The 15,703-nt window shown below is 57.5% G+C and carries 18 protein-coding genes; 9 read left to right on the top strand and 9 right to left on the bottom strand.

What is annotated here, in order from left to right; translation table 11 throughout:
* Positions 1-120: 120 nt before the first annotated feature.
* On the top strand, positions 121-600 hold the full coding sequence (locus tag CFB02_RS09815; RefSeq protein ID WP_088557862.1) for an Lrp/AsnC family transcriptional regulator: 480 nt from the start codon (positions 121-123) through the stop codon (positions 598-600).
* A 68-nt stretch (positions 601-668) separates the two neighbouring features.
* On the opposite strand, the gene CFB02_RS09810 is transcribed toward CFB02_RS09815, so the two are convergent.
* The 3 genes from CFB02_RS09810 to CFB02_RS09800 all read right to left on the bottom strand — a co-directional run bounded on the left by CFB02_RS09810 (position 669) and on the right by CFB02_RS09800 (position 5,953).
* The gene (locus CFB02_RS09810; protein ID WP_008176018.1) at positions 669-875 is read right to left on the bottom strand and encodes a cold-shock protein; all 207 of its coding nucleotides are present in this window, start codon (positions 873-875) and stop codon (positions 669-671) included.
* Between the two features lie 202 nt (positions 876-1,077).
* Positions 1,078-4,839 carry a DUF1631 family protein gene (locus CFB02_RS09805; protein ID WP_088557861.1) on the bottom strand — a complete coding sequence of 1,254 codons (3,762 nt, stop codon included), beginning with the start codon at positions 4,837-4,839 and terminating at the stop codon, positions 1,078-1,080.
* Positions 4,840-4,981: 142 nt separating this feature from the next.
* Positions 4,982-5,953, bottom strand: a complete 972-nt coding sequence (locus CFB02_RS09800; RefSeq protein ID WP_088557860.1) for a ribonuclease Z — start codon at positions 5,951-5,953, stop codon at positions 4,982-4,984.
* Positions 5,954-6,091: 138 nt separating this feature from the next.
* Between CFB02_RS09800 and CFB02_RS09795 the strand changes: the two genes are divergently transcribed.
* Together CFB02_RS09795 and CFB02_RS09790 are read left to right on the top strand one after the other, a co-directional pair.
* The gene (locus CFB02_RS09795) at positions 6,092-6,937 is read left to right on the top strand and encodes a crotonase/enoyl-CoA hydratase family protein (protein ID WP_227519386.1); all 846 of its coding nucleotides are present in this window, start codon (positions 6,092-6,094) and stop codon (positions 6,935-6,937) included.
* A gap of 30 nt (positions 6,938-6,967) precedes the next feature.
* Positions 6,968-7,558, top strand: coding sequence for a CPBP family intramembrane glutamic endopeptidase (locus tag CFB02_RS09790; protein ID WP_088557858.1), 591 nt, complete (start codon positions 6,968-6,970; stop codon positions 7,556-7,558).
* On the opposite strand, the gene CFB02_RS09785 is transcribed toward CFB02_RS09790, so the two are convergent.
* From CFB02_RS09785 to CFB02_RS09775, 3 genes are read right to left on the bottom strand one after another with little or no spacing between them, the layout of a single operon-like run.
* Positions 7,549-7,968 carry a DUF2721 domain-containing protein gene (locus tag CFB02_RS09785; RefSeq protein ID WP_088557857.1) on the bottom strand — a complete coding sequence of 140 codons (420 nt, stop codon included), beginning with the start codon at positions 7,966-7,968 and terminating at the stop codon, positions 7,549-7,551. The two genes, CFB02_RS09790 and CFB02_RS09785, sit on opposite strands and share 10 nt — an antisense overlap.
* Before the next feature lie 37 nt (positions 7,969-8,005).
* Entirely contained in the window at positions 8,006-8,359 is a 354-nt protein-coding gene (locus CFB02_RS09780) for a gamma-glutamylcyclotransferase (RefSeq protein WP_008176007.1), read from the bottom strand.
* A 21-nt stretch (positions 8,360-8,380) separates the two neighbouring features.
* The gene (locus tag CFB02_RS09775; protein ID WP_088557856.1) at positions 8,381-9,262 is read right to left on the bottom strand and encodes a LysR family transcriptional regulator ArgP; all 882 of its coding nucleotides are present in this window, start codon (positions 9,260-9,262) and stop codon (positions 8,381-8,383) included.
* 88 nt (positions 9,263-9,350) lie between these two features.
* On the opposite strand from CFB02_RS09775, the gene CFB02_RS09770 reads away from it, so the two are divergent.
* Positions 9,351-9,956: a LysE/ArgO family amino acid transporter gene (locus CFB02_RS09770; RefSeq protein ID WP_088557855.1), complete on the top strand. Its 606-nt coding sequence runs from the start codon at positions 9,351-9,353 to the stop codon at positions 9,954-9,956.
* Positions 9,957-10,055: 99 nt separating this feature from the next.
* Positions 10,056-10,529, top strand: coding sequence for a DUF4442 domain-containing protein (locus tag CFB02_RS09765; RefSeq protein ID WP_088557854.1), 474 nt, complete (start codon positions 10,056-10,058; stop codon positions 10,527-10,529).
* 20 nt (positions 10,530-10,549) lie between these two features.
* Here the strand turns inward: CFB02_RS09765 and CFB02_RS09760 are convergent, their stop codons facing one another.
* Complete coding sequence (locus CFB02_RS09760) at positions 10,550-11,050, bottom strand: C40 family peptidase (protein WP_088559210.1); 501 nt, start codon at positions 11,048-11,050, stop codon at positions 10,550-10,552.
* A gap of 174 nt (positions 11,051-11,224) precedes the next feature.
* On the opposite strand from CFB02_RS09760, the gene CFB02_RS09755 reads away from it, so the two are divergent.
* Positions 11,225-12,259 carry an Acg family FMN-binding oxidoreductase gene (locus CFB02_RS09755; protein WP_088557853.1) on the top strand — a complete coding sequence of 345 codons (1,035 nt, stop codon included), beginning with the start codon at positions 11,225-11,227 and terminating at the stop codon, positions 12,257-12,259.
* A 27-nt stretch (positions 12,260-12,286) separates the two neighbouring features.
* On the opposite strand, the gene CFB02_RS09750 is transcribed toward CFB02_RS09755, so the two are convergent.
* Entirely contained in the window at positions 12,287-12,955 is a 669-nt protein-coding gene (locus CFB02_RS09750) for an SOS response-associated peptidase (protein WP_088557852.1), read from the bottom strand.
* Between the two features lie 72 nt (positions 12,956-13,027).
* On the opposite strand from CFB02_RS09750, the gene arfB reads away from it, so the two are divergent.
* A complete protein-coding gene (gene arfB, locus CFB02_RS09745; RefSeq protein ID WP_008175998.1) occupies positions 13,028-13,441 on the top strand; it encodes an alternative ribosome rescue aminoacyl-tRNA hydrolase ArfB in 414 nt (137 codons plus the stop codon).
* Here the strand turns inward: arfB and CFB02_RS09740 are convergent.
* Positions 13,438-14,508 (bottom strand): alpha/beta hydrolase, encoded by a 1,071-nt coding sequence (locus tag CFB02_RS09740; protein ID WP_088557851.1) that lies wholly within the window; start codon positions 14,506-14,508, stop codon positions 13,438-13,440. The genes arfB and CFB02_RS09740 overlap by 4 nt on opposite strands.
* 106 nt (positions 14,509-14,614) lie before the next feature.
* Here CFB02_RS09740 and CFB02_RS09735 point away from each other — a divergent pair, with 106 nt between their 5' ends.
* Together CFB02_RS09735 and CFB02_RS09730 are read left to right on the top strand one after the other, a co-directional pair.
* On the top strand, positions 14,615-14,941 hold the full coding sequence (locus CFB02_RS09735) for a DUF2007 domain-containing protein (protein ID WP_264753933.1): 327 nt from the start codon (positions 14,615-14,617) through the stop codon (positions 14,939-14,941).
* Positions 14,942-15,007: 66 nt separating this feature from the next.
* Positions 15,008-15,700: an SDR family oxidoreductase gene (locus tag CFB02_RS09730; RefSeq protein ID WP_088557849.1), complete on the top strand. Its 693-nt coding sequence runs from the start codon at positions 15,008-15,010 to the stop codon at positions 15,698-15,700.
* Positions 15,701-15,703: the final 3 nt, after the last annotated feature.

Below are 15,703 nucleotides of genomic sequence, written 5' to 3'. Positions count from 1 at the left end.
TAGAGGGAAGTCCGCAAAAGGTGCTTGCTTATTGGAGGGAGGTTTTCACGGTTTGCGAAAGAATGTTTGATAAAAGACAATAAAGAGAAAGAACCTTTGATAAAAATCAGGTGTTACCAAATGAAACAGGTGGAGCTGGACAAGCTGGATCGGAAAATCCTATCGGTGCTGCAGCAGGATGGGCGCATCAGTAACCAGTTACTGGCCGAACAGGTGGGTTTGTCACCGGCTGCTTGCTGGCGCCGGGTGCGCACACTTGAGGAAAGCGGTGTGATTCAGGGATACAGCGCAAGAGTGGATCCGGAACGCATTGGTCAGGGGCTGTGCGTGCTCGTCAATCTGTCACTGCTGCGGCACAACATCGACAGCACGGCGGAGATTGAGCAGCAGGTGAGCAGTTATCCGGAGGTGCTTCAGTGCTTTGCGGTGACCGGTAATGCTGATTTCGTGCTCAGGGTAATCGTGCCGGATATGGCCAGTTACGACAGGTTCCTGAACGAAAAAATCTTTACCCTGCAGGGCATTGCCCAGGTGAATTCGAACTTTGCGTTGCGGGAGATAAAAAATACCGAGACGATCCCGGTGGAAGGTATTCTGTAGTTTCGACAGGCAGCAACAACGAAAAAAGGCAGCCGAAGCTGCCTTTTTCTGAACGTGTCGTCTGTTATTTACAGAGCGACAACGTTTTCCGCCTGAGGACCTTTCTGGCCCTGGGTAACGGTGAACTCGACCTGCTGGCCTTCAGCCAGAGTCTTGAAACCGCCGCCCTGAATAGCGCTGTAGTGAACAAAAACGTCCGGGCCGCTTTCGCGAGTGATAAAGCCAAAACCTTTTGCTTCGTTGAAAAACTTAACGTTGCCGGTAACTGTAGACATAGTATTCTTCCTGATTTCAATCATTTAATGTGCCGTCACGTCATCTTCTTGATGGCTGATCGGCGGTATGCGGAAACAAAAAACTGGCGTGATCAAAAACAGGACGTGCTACTTATTACAGCTGAGCGGTCTTATTGATGAAATGCTTTGCTAAATCTTTCCAACGAGGCCCACTGTACTCCTGCCACGGGGAAAAGCAAAGCTATTTCTTGTAGGCATAAACCGGGGGAGTGGAATTCACGGTTCCAAGGCTGTCCAGCCTGCGCGGCTTGGCAATGGCGAAGCCCTGGGCGTAGTCCACCTGGATCTCTTTCAGAGTGTCCATGATTTCCATGTCTTCCACGTATTCGGCGATGGTCTGAAGATCCAGAAAATGACAGAGCTCGTTGATCGACCTCACCATGGCGTAGTTCGTGAGGTTGGTTGCCATGTCCTTTACAAATATGCCGTCAATTTTCACGAAGTCCACTGGCAGTTTCTGGAGGTACGCATAGGAAGACAGGCCGGTGCCGAAATCATCCAGTGCGAACCGGCAGTTCAGCCGCTTCATCTCGCGCATGAAATCCGAGGCGAAATGGAGGTTGGCGACGGCAGAGGTCTCGGTTACTTCAAAGCAGAGCTTGTGGGCCAGCTTCGGATTCGCCCTGAGATTGGATTCCAGGCCGAGCATGAAGCTGTCATCGCTCAACGACGAGCCTGACAGGTTAACGTTCAGAGTGGCAATCCTGGCGAGCGCCTCGGGATTATCACGCATCCACGCCAGCACTTCGGAAATGACCCACAAATCAACCCGCGTGCTGCGTTTGAACTGTTCGGCTGCCTCGATATAGCCCTGGGGCGAGATCTCCTTGCCAGAACTGTCTTTCAGGCCGAGCAAGAGTTCATACATCGTGCCTTCGCCGTCCTCCGGTTCAAGGGCAACGATGGGCTGGGCCCGAAGGTAGAGGCTGCCATCACGGATGGTCCGGTCTATTTCGGTGACCCATTGGGGGGTGCCGATCCGGGATTGGTCCCGGTTTTCCCTGGCCAGTTCAATCCGGTTCCCGCCCAGCTTCTTGGCCGCTTTAAGCGAGAGGCTCGCAAGATTGAGAAGGTCGCCAGGTGACTGTCCCGCCCCGGTTACCGGCCGGATACTGATGCTGACGGTTGCCCGATATTCCGCCTGCCCGTGCCGGAACACGTGTTGCTCGAAGTTGCGCCGCAGGGACTCTGCAAAATCCAGGCAGTCTTCTGTACTGATGTTATTGATGAGCACCGCAAACTCATTGCCGCTGATCCGGCCAACGTGGGACTCCGCGAATCGGGATTCGCTCTGGTTACGGAGTGTGTCGGCGACATGCCTCAACAGGGCGTCGCCGGCTTCCGCGCCATAGGAGGCGTTGATGACGCTGAACTCGTCTACATCGAGAACCATCAGGGCGGCGGCATGGTCTTCAGCAGATGGCGGCAGGATGCTGATCAGCTGAGAAACCTGTTTCTCGAAGTCATGGCGGTGCATACACCCCGTCAGGGCATCGTGGGTTGCTTGAAAATTGAGCTTCCGGTAAACATCTTCAACGATGCTGAACAGGCTTTGGTCGAGGAATGGGATGTCTCCGCTCTCAACCAGCCAGGCTTCGCCTTCAGAGAGTTTCTGCACAAACTCTGGAAACCCGTAACTGACTTCGCTCATGCCTTTGGGCGAAAGAAAAACAAACCGGAGTGAATCTTCGCTGCCCCACACCAGCCTCAATCGGCGGGTGTCGCCGGTATCCAGACGAACCTCAACCCAGTCGCCTACGGAAATCTCCTTTGCCCTTGAGGCCCAACGACTGTCTTCAAGCTCCGGTGGCAGCGGGGCCGGCGCGTCATCGGCGTCGCCGTACTCATCAACCCATGTGGTTTCTGCTACCACGTTGCCCTCGAGAATTCCGGATAACTCGTCAATAACCTGCCTTACGCGCGAGACTTCCCCGGCGGTTTTCAGCTCCCGTTCGATGAACTGCAGCATGACGCTGCTCTCCAGCTCCCGCTCAAATGCCAGCTCCTCGGAGGTGTCGGCAGGCGAAAGCCAGGCCTGGAGCTGTGCAACCACATCAAGCAGTTCCTCACAATGCCGGCTTTCCGGACCTTCTCTCAGCATGGTCAGGACGATCAACTGCTCCCAGCCCGCCTGAAGAATGCGGATCAGAATGTTCGGAACCTGCCTGTTGCTCAAGAGCGAGTTCAGCCTCTGCCTTGCCTCTTTGCGGGTAAGGCGCAGGCGCTCTTTGCCCTCCAGGGTTTTTGCCAGCCGTTCCGAGTTGCGGAGAAACGATTGATCCTGACGCTCGACAAGCTGTTTCAGGCGTTCGCCCAGGCTTCCCATCAGGTCCGGATCCGATACCTCGATCTCTGTCAGCTCCTCGACGATATCGGCAACCGTTGCTTCCAGCTTCTTGCTTGAGGCTCTCTCGGCAAGACAGATGTGCATCAGGTTATTGATGATATCCCTGGCCGGGTGGTCGCCGGCATTCAGAAAATCCGGTGTTTCAACCAGCGTTTCGAATACGGGTAGTCGAAGCTTTTGCAGTTGATGGCGAAGCGAGCCCGAGAGTTCATCGTGGGTTTTCAAAGGCTCGAAAAGTCGGTCCACCAGATTGGCCTTCTCAACGGCCGTGTGATCCAGTGAGCTGGCAAGGTCGGAGTCCGAGTTGGCCAGTTCCCGAAGCAGTCCCGCCATATCGGGCTCGTCGCCGTGCAACCGGTCCAGCAGCTCCCGGCGCCGGGAGCGAAGGTTTTCCGAAAGTCTTGGATTGGGCTCCTCCCAGTCTGAAGCTTCAGACGAGGGGTTTGATTCCAGTGCCATCAATTGAAACAGGGAGCGACCGACCGAAGGCGACCCGGACGCCTCGTGCCTGGCGTGATTGGTTTCCGTAGTTTCTTCGGATGAGTCTTCTTTGGCTGCCGTTGCTGAACCCGAGTCGTCCGTTGCGTGCTCACGGTCGCGGAGTGACCAGTTTGCGGGCAGCTCGGTGATATCTATGGCCTCAAGGCCAGCTCGTCGGCAGTCATTGATCAGGGACCGGATGGCCGCGGGCCAGACCCGGACCAGAGCATTTTCCCAGGCGCGGTAGATGGTCAGGCGATGCTCCCGCGCAATGCCCAGATGATCGACCATATACTGCAGGCAGACGCACAGGGCCCGGGGCGTCAGAGGATTGTTGTCATCGTTGACGTCCTGCCAGAAAATCTGGTTGAGAAACTGGTTGAGCAGGAAGTTGGCGCCGGTATTTGCTTTGCTCACGCGGGTGGCGATGGCCTGCAGGTCCAGCCAGTCCTCGAACTCGTGCTGTTGCAGCAGGTGCAACTCCTTGTTGCCGGCCCGGGACTGGGCGGCGGGCTCAAGGGTTGCCTGATTGGCCTGGAACTGCGCCTGGAAATCCTGGAGCATTCGTTGCTGGCGACTCTGGAAAATGAAGCGAATGTCCTTGAGCCGGGTAATTTCACGCAGCTCTGCAGCCTCTTCCAGGTCGGCTTCAATGCCCTCGAAGGTGCCTTCCACAAATTCCGGAAGTAACTGTTCCAGAAGCCGACGGCAATGCTGGTGGTAGAGCTGTTTCAGTGAAGGATCCGGAGTCGCGGCTTCAGGCCGATTCGTTCCAGTGTGCTGTAACAAACACTCAATGTCGTTGCTGAGCTCCTCGGTGTTCCCCGCTATGTCCAGCGAAATGCCGCTAGTGCGGCCAACCTGAACCGTGCCTCTATAATGCAGGTGCTGTTTCTCACGGTCGTTATCGAGGAAAACATGAAGATCGGTCTGTGCAGCGGCAGACGATGACAGCTGGTCGAGTACCGCGGGCGACGAAAAGTGCTTCAGGGTGAGGCGCAGCCCGTTTTTACCCAGAACCACACTGTCTATGACGCAGCCACAGGGAATGAGGCCGGGCGCGACCACAACCGCATCCTTGCTGAGTCTGGAGTGTTTTGCGTTAAGCCGGGTCATTGACCGCCTTCCTGAGCAGTGGAAAGTGAATCGTTGTTCAATTTATCCTGAGTGCAGTTTAATTCGAACGTCACCAAACGCAAAGTGAATCTATAAAAGCGACACATATAAGCCCGGGCGGCGCGTTTAATCCACGCCTGTATTATAGACGCTCGATGGGTTTCAGCATCAGATCCCTGTTGAGCTCATAACAGGCAAAATCCTTTGCCAGATAGAGGTTTCCCCGATAGAGGCCTTTGGCTTCGGATTCGATCTCACCAATGTGCGGATGAGCATCCGGATTGAACTGGTAACGGGAACTGAAGTGGGTAAGCACGAGAGTAGGAACGCCTGCGGCCTCGGCGAAGCGGGCTACCTGGGCAGCGGAGCTGTGTTGCGGCCAGGGTCCGACCCGGTCAGAGACTTCCTGGGTGTAGGTCGCTTCGTGGATGACCACCTGAACACCCGTGCACGCTGCCAAAAGCAGGTCGGGCTGGTCGTTGTCGCCGGCGACGATAACCTTGCGAGGTTTTCTGGCAATTCGGGTGTAATCATCGCAACGGGCGAGTCGTCCATCTTCCAATACCACGTCGTCGCCCTGTTGCAGGCGACCCCAGGCGGGACCGGCCTCAATACCATCCGCTTCGAGCCTTTCCCGGACCAGCTGGCGTTCCAGATTCTTTTCGGTGAACACAAAGGCCCGGCAGGAGACGCGATGGGACAGGGGGACTGCAGTTACCGACAGGGAGTCGTCTTCCCAATGGAAGTTCTCTGCTTCGGAATCGACAAATCTCAATTCAAAACTGAGGCTGGAGTCACTATTACCGATGGCGGCCTCTATGAAGGTTTTTACCGGTCTTGGTGCAACCAGATACAAAGGAGCGGTGCGGCCGAGCATGGAGGCGCTGGTCAGCAGTCCAGGCAGCCCGAACGTATGGTCTCCATGGATGTGGGTGATAAATATCGCCTGCAACTGCAGCACGGAATGATGGGTTCTCAGCAACTGGTGCTGGGTGCCTTCACCGCAGTCGATCAGGTACCAGTGTTTTGGTCCGCCGTGGCTCAGCGCCAGACCGGTTACGTTGCGCGATTTTGTCGGCGTTCCGGCTGACGTGCCGAGGAAGGTGAATTCCATACCAGGCCTTTTCGGGTTAACGTGTCGTCTCTCTGTCCGCCATAATACGAAGGTAGCAGAATTGACGATACATTAGCCGGGGCGACCGCTAATGAGCCGGTTAGCGACATTTATATAAGGAGTGCTGTCTTGTCCGAGTTGTCCAGTTACGAGAGTTTTTCGATTGAGGTTAAAGACCACATCGCCCACGTTCAGTTCAGTCGCCCGGAGGCCCTGAACACCATGAACAAGGCGTTCTGGCTCGAGTTGCCCCGGTGCATGCAGGAGATTGAGGCCAACACCGATGCCCGCGTGATCGTCATTTCCTCCACCGGCAAACACTTCTCTGCAGGCATGGATCTGGGTGTATTCAGCGATCCCAAAGCCGTGCCCATGAACGGTGACCCCGGGCGCATGGCGGAAAACCTTCGCAGGGTTGTGCTGCAGTTGCAGGATACTCTGACCTCTCTGGAAAAAATCCGGCTTCCCGTGCTGGCAGCCATCCACGGTGGCTGTATCGGTGGCGCTCTGGATCTGGTGTGTGCCGCCGATAGCCGTTATTGCACGGAGGATGCCTACTTCACCATCAAGGAAACCGAGCTGGGCATGACCGCCGACGTCGGCACGCTCCAGCGCCTGCCCAAACTGATGCCCGAGGGCGTGGTTCGTGAATTGGCCTACACCGGCCGAAAATTCTCCGCCACTGAAGCGCAGAATCTGGGCTTCGTGAACGCCGTTTACGCCGACCAGGAATCCATGCTGGCAGACGTTATGGCCATTGCCGGCCAGATAGCGGCGAACTCTCCTCTGGCCGTCACTGGCTGCAAGGAAATGCTCAATTACAGTCGCGACCACAGCGTGGAAGACAGCCTCAAGTATATGGCCACCTGGCAGGCCGGCATGTTCCGCCCGACGGACATGATGAAATCGTTCCAGGCCAAAGCCCAGAAGCAGGCGCCGAAATACGATGCGCTGTTTCCGGTGAAGCCCTTGTTCGACCAGTAAATGGCGTTGGGTAAACGACGACAATCCGGTATGTCCTCCAATGCCGCTCTGTTATTCCAGGGCGCCATTGGCGTTATCGGATTAGTGGCGATACTGCTATTCGGAATTCCGGTGCTGCATGTTGGGCCAGGCCTGTGGCCCAGCATCTTCCTGGGGACGGTTGGAGCCGCTCTTACCTACGCTGTTTTGCTGTTGCTTACTCGGGTGCCCGGCCTGTTCCCGGAGAAACTCGAGCGGCAGATGCAGGGTTTGTATGACTTTGCCTCCAGCTACTCCCCGGCTGTACTCATTCTGCTATCCCTCCTGGCCGGAGTCGGTGAGGAACTGTTGTTCCGGGGCGCAATCCAGGGCTGGCTGATGACAAAGACGGACCCTGTAACGGCCGTGCTTGCGGCATCGGTGTTATTCGGGCTGGTGCACTACGTTTCATTTACCTATTTTCTGGTGGCTACCGGCCTTGGCATGGTCCTGGGAGCGGCCTACCTGTTATCCGAAAGCCTTGCTCTGGTCATGGTCTGGCACGCCCTTTACGACATGATTGCCCTGTTCTGTCTGCTCCGGTTTCCGCGCTGGTTTGGTGTCCGGGTCGTGAATTCCGGCGCAAACAGGCCTCACGAATAGTCGACATCTTCCCGGCAGGCACTCTTGCGGGCCTCAAAGCTGGCCAGCTCCACATTGATGGCGTTGGTTGAGATCTGGATTTCGTACAGCGAGTACAGCAGCGAGAAAGACAGCAGTACCAGGCTGGCGCCAAACGCGATCACCCCCGGCAGGTCGGCACCCAGGAAAAGCAGGAACATGGAAACCGTACACAGGAAGAAACTGAGTACGCCGAAGGCCTGCATGCGTTTGGTCAGCACAATCCGTTTGCGCAGCATGCCGATCTGTCGGGCAATCAGGGCGTGGTCTTCCTCGGTGTCCATCTGCTTGAGTTGGCGGATCAGCTGCGCCAACACCAGAAACCGGTTGGTGTAGGCCAGCAACAGCAGCGAAATCGCCGGGAAGAGCAGGGCAGGCGTTGTCAGGTCCAATCTGGTGTCCTTATGGTGAAGGTGTGTGGGCTATGGGCTACCAGCTCCCGGAGCGCAGCCGCTGGATCGTTTTAACCGGCCGATTGTAAATGTACACCCAGGCAGAGCCGTGGCGAGTGTCCATGGTCTGGCGGATATACAAGCTGCTTTGCGGGCGTTCAGGAAAGAAGTCTTCCAGTTCGTCCAGTGTCTTCAGCATCGTATCGGTAACCGCATAGACTTCCACGCGGACGCCCGGGGAAGGTTCCTCTATGGCACCCGGGTAGGGGCCCAGGTGATACAGGCTCAGTTCGGGCATCCAGTCTGTCCCGACAAAACGGGCGCCTCGTAGAATATGGCTGTTGTTCCGGCCACGTTTCAACGTGCCGTAAACCGCCACAAGGTGCTTCATTCTGATCGTTGCTCCCCCTGTTTACACGTTTGAATTTAACGTGGCCGCAGATCGCAGGGCGTTGGTCAGACGGTCCATCACGCCGCCGCCATGGCGCCAGAAGTGCCAGTATAGCTGCACTTCCAGGGTTTGTTCAGGCGCGATGCTCACCAGGCGCCCGGCAGATATTTCCGGGCGGGCCTGCATTTCCGGAATCATGCCATACCCCATGCCGGCCAGCGCCAGTTTCACAAAACCTTCCGAGGAAGGGCAAAGGTGGTGGGGGAAGGTGCCGTGATAGCCGCACTGGGCCAGGAACCGATGTTGCAGCTGGTCATTCGGCCCGAAAACAATGGCCGGGGCATTCTTCAGGCTGGTTTCGCTCAGGCCCTTCCCGAAGTATCGGTGCACATAGTCCGGAGTTGCCAGTGGCATGTAGGTCATGGTGCCAATGGGCACGCAGCGGGCACCGGCAACAGGCTGGGGGCTACTGCACAGGCAGGCAGCCACATCCCCTTCGCGCATCCTGCGGAGGCCAATGTCCTGGTCCTCGACCACAAGATCCAGAAGCAGGGCCTCCTCCGCACAGAAGTTGCCGACAGCGGCCGACCACCAGGTGGCCAGGCTGTCGGCATTCAGTGCGATGCGCAGTCTCGCTGTGGGTTCCGAGAGTGCCGGGATGGACTTGGTCAGGTCGCGCTCCAGCAATTGCACCTGCTGAACGTGGTTGAGCAGACGCTGTCCGGCCGGTGTGGCCTTGAGTGCCGGGCTTCGCACCAGAACCGGTTGTCCGAGCCGGATTTCAAGGGTGCGAATTCGCTGGGAAATGGCCGACTGGCTCAGCCCGAGCGCCAGGCCGGCACGTTCGAATCCTCCGCACTCAATGACCGTCGCCAGGGCTTCCAGCAATTTGTAGTCAATCATAAGTAAAACTGATGCAGTATTATGAGTATGAATTTCAAGTATAGCTGGGAAGCGATAACCTTGCGCCATTCATCAAGGAGAGATTCACGTGCTTGAGAGTTACCTGACCGGTCTGATTGTGTGTGGCGGCATTATCGTGGCGATCGGTGCGCAGAACGCCTACCTGCTGAGCCAGGCAATACGCCAGGAACATCATTGGTGGTCAGCCGGGCTGTGCATAGTGGCCGATATCACCCTGTTTACCCTGGGCATGTTCGGCATCAGTGCTGCCCTGATGGCCATGCCTGAGGCCCTGGAGATTCTCCGGTGGCTGGGTGTGGCCTTTCTTGGCTGGCTTGCGATTCAGTCCTTCGTTCGCGCCAGCCGCGGCAGAGCGGCTCTTGAAGCGGGTGAGGTAACCAAACGAAGCCTTAAAGCCGTGGTGTTCACGACCCTGGCAGTCACTCTGCTCAACCCTCAGGTTTATCTGGATACGCTGCTGTTGATTCCTGCCATCGGAGCCCAGCAAGAGGACGCGACCACCTTTGTGGCCGGTGCGAGCAGTGCCTCGATTCTCTGGTTCGGCCTGCTTGCCTGGGGCGGCTCGGCGCTGGCGCCCATTCTCTCCCGGCCGCTGGCCTGGCGGATTATCGATGGTGTTATTGGAATCATGATGTCCGCAATCGCCCTGCATCTCACGTTCAGTGGTCTTTAATATTCAAACGATCGTATGAATTTCTTGCATCGGCGCGCGTCGGGTTGGAAGATAGCGTGCTACTGAATTTGCAGTCATTTATACCATCGAGGATGTTTGATGAACGCCACTCTACGCCGCTGGCTTGCCAGTGCCGGGGCCATGCGCCGTGTTCTTTCCACGTTTGCTCCCTACATCGGTGCTGGAATCCGGGTGACCCACATTGCTGAGGATTTCAGCTCGGCCCGGGTGGAGATGGGCCAGCACTGGTACAACACCAATTACGTGGGCACTCACTTTGGCGGCTCGCTCTACAGCATGGTTGATCCCATATACATGCTGCTGCTGATGCGACGGCTGGGCAATGACTACATCGTGTGGGATAAATCGGCGAGTATTGATTTTATCCGTCCCGGCAAGGGCAAGGTGATGGCACGCTTTGAATTGACCGATGAGCGTGTTGAAGAGATCCGCGCCGCAACGGCAAACGGAGACAAAATGCTGCCAGAGTGGGACGTGCATATCGTTGATGAATCCGGTGAGCTCGTCGCGCGCGTCCACAAAGTACTCTATGTGCGCCGGAAAAAGCGTTGAAGCGGGCTATTCAGCTTGTCTCAGTCAAAGCGTCTCGCTTCGGTCAGCCGGCCTTTCCAGTAATAGCCGCTGATCGAGGACTGGATAACGCCGGCCGATGTTGATGCGTGGATAAAGCGGTCCCCGCCCATGTAGATACCGGCGTGCTGTTCCTTTCCGCCAATTCGGAAGAACACCACATCGCCCGGTCGAATCTCGCCGGGATGAACCACGTCACCACTGGCAAGCATTTGAGTCGTTGTCCTGGGCAATTGTTTGCCCAGGCCTTCCTGGTAGGCGGTAAGAATGAATCCTGAGCAATCGAAGCCATTGCCGGAGGTGCCACCGTATTCATAGGGGGTGCCTCGGTAACGCTCGAACACCTGCCAGAGTTTTTGGGCCTTTTCCGAACTGGATGCGTCGACAGGAATGGTCTGTAGTGCAGGCGTAGAACCCGACTGCAGCTTTCCGCTACTGGCGCAACCGCCGAGCGCAAGCGCCACGAATGCCAGAAATAAGACGTTTCTGAAGGAATAACGCATCTCAGACCCTGTGCAAGTTTTCACTGTCTTCACTTTAATTGCCGCGCCCGCGAATGTCAGGTTACGGAGCGTGAGATTTTGCTGATGCGGCTCAATGAAGTCGCCGGGCATCACCGGCTATCTTTTCCTTTCACGCAGGAATAGTCTGTCACGAGACCATTCGGGAGAGCTGCAATGAGCGAAGGAACACGCAACACCCCCATACCGCGAGACACCCTGGCGGCCATCCTCGAGAGCGCAACATTGGCGCCATCAAGCCACAACACCCAGCCCTGGCGATTTGAACTGGGCCAAACCGGGATTTCCCTGTTTGCAGACCGTTTACGGGCATTGCCGGTCAACGACCCCGACGACCGGGAACTGACCATTAGCTGCGGGTGTGCCCTGTTTAATCTTCGGATTGCCGCCGCTCATGCAGGATTCAATACCGAATGCCAGCTTTTGCCGGACCCGGGCGACGAGGACCTGCTGGCGACCGTCTCGTTTACACCGGTATCCGGGGAGGAGGGCCGGCAAACGGAACTGTTCCGGGCGATTGCCAGGCGACGCACCTATCGCAAGCGGTTTGAGCCAAAGCAGGTGCCTTCCGAGGTGCTGGGCATCCTTGAGGAGTCGGCGGAGACCGAAGGAGCATGGTTCCAGGTTCTGGAATCGGAGCATGCGCGTCATCAGGTGGCTGAGCTGGTGGCGGAGGGCGACGCTGCCCAGTGGTCCAACCCGAGCTGGCGACGGGAGCTGGCTGCCTGGATGCATCCCCGCCGCAAGGGAGACGGTTTGACGGTTCCCGGCATGGTTGCGCCCGTGGCCCAATTGGTGGTGCGCACATTTGATATGGGCAACGGCGTTGGCGCCAAGGACCGTCAACTGGCGGATGAATCACCTGTGATTGCTGCGTTGGGAACGGCCGGGGATGGCGTAGAAGACTGGCTGAAGGCCGGGCAGGCGCTGGAGCGGGTTTTGCTCCGGTCCCTGGGGCAGGGGCTGCAGGCTTCCTATCTGAACCAGCCAATTCAGGTCGCCGTGCTTCGCCCGAAACTCCAGCACCTCCTTGGGCGTTCGGGTTTCCCGCAGATTCTGCTCAGGTTGGGTTACCCGGCGACAGATTTGCCGGCGGCTCCGAGGCGGAATCTTCAGGAGGTTGTGGAACCAGCGGACTCGAACGATACCCGTATGAGGAAGTCTTCCGGGCGGTCGTTGAGCCACCGATGAGTCGGCAAGCAAAGGACCGGATACGCCTCAGGCTTCCCGGATCAGGTCCGGCGAGTTATGCCTCGGATTATTCACCTCCGGCGAAACGGGAATGGCTTTCAGCTGTTCAGGATCCAGGCGATGGGTCACTGTCCGCAACTGTGTCCGGTCGGTGATTTCCGGATTCAGCCAGTCCCTCAGGCAGGCCGGATCAAGCACCACGGGCTGACGTTCATGGATATGCTTCAGGTGTTCGCTGGCCGGTTCGGTGATGATGGCGCAGGCGGTGGTCTCGTCGCCTTCTCTCGGGGTCCAGAGGCCGGCGAAGAAAATCGCCGGATACTTCCCGGAATTCGCTGGAGTTATGTATTGAGGTTCTTTGCCATGTTCTGTTTGTTGCCATTCGTACCAGCCATTGGCCGGTATCAGGCAACGGTGATGGGCAAAGGCGTCCCGGAAGTATTTTGATGTGGCTGCTGTTTCTGCACGGGCATTGATCGGAGCCGGCGCTTTCTGATCCGCCCAGGCCGGCCGGAAGCCCCAGTGGGAGTGAGCCATGATCAGGCTGCCGTTCATGCTCATCCGGATCATGGGAATACCTGTGCCGGGAGGGATGTTGTAGCCGGGGTCAAAATGCCCGTCCACCTCCATGCCCTCGGGAAAAAACTCGAGGATCAGGGTGTCCGGTGGGGTATAGAAGGTGAATCGTCCGCACATGATAACTGGTTGTTCCTCACACAAATCCCGGTGCTGAAAGCCCACGGTTCTGGATTCTGTTAACCTTAGCAGATGCTGAAACTATCCAACGCTGTTGAACTTGCTGACTGGGAAATCGAAATCACCCAGATCCGGGCCCAGGGTGCCGGTGGCCAGAACGTGAATAAAGTCGCCTCCGCGGTGCACCTGCGCTTCGATATTCCTCACTCCTCTCTGCCACCCTTCTACAAGGAGCGACTGATGTCGCTCAATGATCAGCGAATCAGCAAAGAAGGTGTGCTGATCATCAAGGCGCAATCTTTCCGAACCCTGGAGTTGAACAAGGAGGATGCGCTGGAGCGGCTGAAAGAGCTGATCCAGGAGGCCGTCAAACCCCGCAAGGCCCGACGTCCCACCAAACCGACCCGGTCCTCACAGCGCAAGCGTGTGGACAAGAAGACAAAAAAAGGTAAAACCAAGGCCCTGCGGGGCAAGGTCCAGGTTTAGGCCGAAGCCTGTGCGCTACCCCGGGACTCCAGCTGCTCCAGGAAAGCCCTGATGTCATCGAAGGCCTCCTCCGCTTCCGGAAGTAAGGGCACAAAGATCTGCCATACGTGCACCATTCCCGGCCAGGTGTGAAGGGTAACCGGAGAACCTGCTGCTTCTGCCCGAGCGGCGTAACGCCGGGCGTTGTCCAGCAGCATCTCGGTGTCGCTGGCCTGTATCAGCGTTGGGGGCAGGTCCTTCAGATTCCCGCGTAATGGTGAGGCAACAGGGCTGGTTGGGGAGACCCGGAATGCCGCCAGTGTGGCCCACCAGATAACCGGCAGTGGGATTTTCGACAGGCCACCAAACACAGGCCCGAGCAGTGGATCGGTACCGATGTTGTTGCGGTTGCTCGGCGCGGTCAGGGTCAGATCGGTGGATGGTGAGAAGGCAATCGCCGCATCCGCCTGACGCAGACCGCTATCCCGAATCCAGGCAATCAATCCCAGGGTGTGACTGCCGCCGGCAGAATCTCCGGCGACCACCATGAAATCAGCCGGTTCGGCGCCATCAGGGCCGTGTTTCAGGAGCCATGTATAGGCTTCGCGGCAATCCCTTACCCCGTCCATAAACCGGTTCTCCGGCATTAAACGGTAGTCCAGTGCGAACACTGCGGCTCTGGTTATCTGCGATAAACGGTCGGTAATGGCCCGATGGCTTCTGGGGCTGCCAGCAGCCCAGGCGCCGCCATGAATGTACAGGATGCGGCGGCGGGTATCGCAGCCTGGGGCGAGAACCCATTCGCCGCGGGGTGACTCGCAATGGCGCAGCTCCGAGGCCAGTTCAATGCCTTCACTCAGCCCGTCCATGTGTTTTCGGAGCGCCATCAGGCGCGCTTTGCCGCGCAGGCCTTTTGAGGATTGCCCCAGCTCGCGGATGCGTCCCAGCACTTCCCGGTTGGCTTCGCTTGGTGTTGCGTCTTTGATCGGGTAATCATCCCGGTCCAGATGAGACAGATCCTCAAGCCGGAACAGAAGCAGGGTTGCGGCAACGATGAACACGATGATGGCGAGAATAATCCAGAGCATGGTCGATCCGTATGTTATTGGCCCCACCGGGCAGGTCGAACTATCCTTCCAATGATACTCGCAGATTTGTCCCGGTTCTGCCCGGAACGGTCACAGAAGGAGTCGCGTGTTGCAAATAGCCTATCGGGCCAGAGACATAACCGAAGCCCACATTGTGGCTGGTCTGTTGGAAGCCAACGGTATTGAGGCCCATGTCGGAGGCCATTACCTTCAGGGGGCCATGGGTGATATTGGTGCCGCGGGCTTCAGCAACGTGCATGTCGATGATGAGGATCTCTACCGGGCGCGGCAACTGGTGTCCGAGTATGAGCAGACGTCAGGCAGCAGTCTCAGCAGGGCTGCCAGCGACCACGAGGACCGCCCCGACCACTACGCCCGCTGGTTTCTGTTGGCCCTGGCCATCGTCGCTCTCATCCTGCTGCAGATTTACTGACTGATCGGTCTGGGGTCACCGGGCGTAGCCCTACCCACATTTCCCAAGCAACAGGAGAAAACGCTTATGGCAGATCAACCTGTAATGCTGATTACCGGCGCGTCGTCAGGCATCGGCGCGGAAACGGCGCGAGCGGCTGCGAAACAGGGTTACCGGCTGGTTCTGGCCGCGCGCTCTGAAGACAAACTGAAAGGCCTGCAGCAGGAGCTGGGTGGCGAGGAAAAGGTGTTGACGGTCCAATGCGACGTCCAGAGCGGTGATGACCAGAAAAACATGGTCGACCAGGCCCTGAAAACCTTTGGCCGCATTGATGCGGTGTTTGCCAACGCCGGTCGCGGCGGTGAGCCGGGCGGATTCAGCGGCGCTGACCCGGACGTCTGGAAGGATATGATCCTCACCAATATCTACGGTGTGGGCCTTACCCTCCAGCATTGCATGCCGGCGCTCAAAGATAGCAAGGGCCACTTGCTGTTAACCGGCTCTGCGGCAGGCCGTGCCACCATTCCCGGTTCCATGTACAGTGCGACCAAGTGGGCGGTAACCGCCATTGGCTATGGTGTTCGTGAGGAGCTCCGTGGCTCTGGTATCCGGGTTACCCTGATCGAACCTGGCATGGTGGACACGCCCTTCTTTGATGAACGTCCTGGTCATGCATTGAAGCCGGAGGACATTGCCAATGCGGTCATGTATGCCGTGGCTCAGCCGGCACATGTCGATGTAAATGAAATTCTTGTCCGGCCCACACCCAAGGTTGAGTAACCC

It is taken from the genome of Marinobacter sp. es.042 (assembly GCF_900188315.1).
Taxonomy (GTDB): Bacteria; Pseudomonadota; Gammaproteobacteria; order Pseudomonadales; family Oleiphilaceae; genus Marinobacter.
Note: the sequence above shows the minus strand (reverse complement) of the source record. Positions and strands in the feature narration are given on the sequence as shown.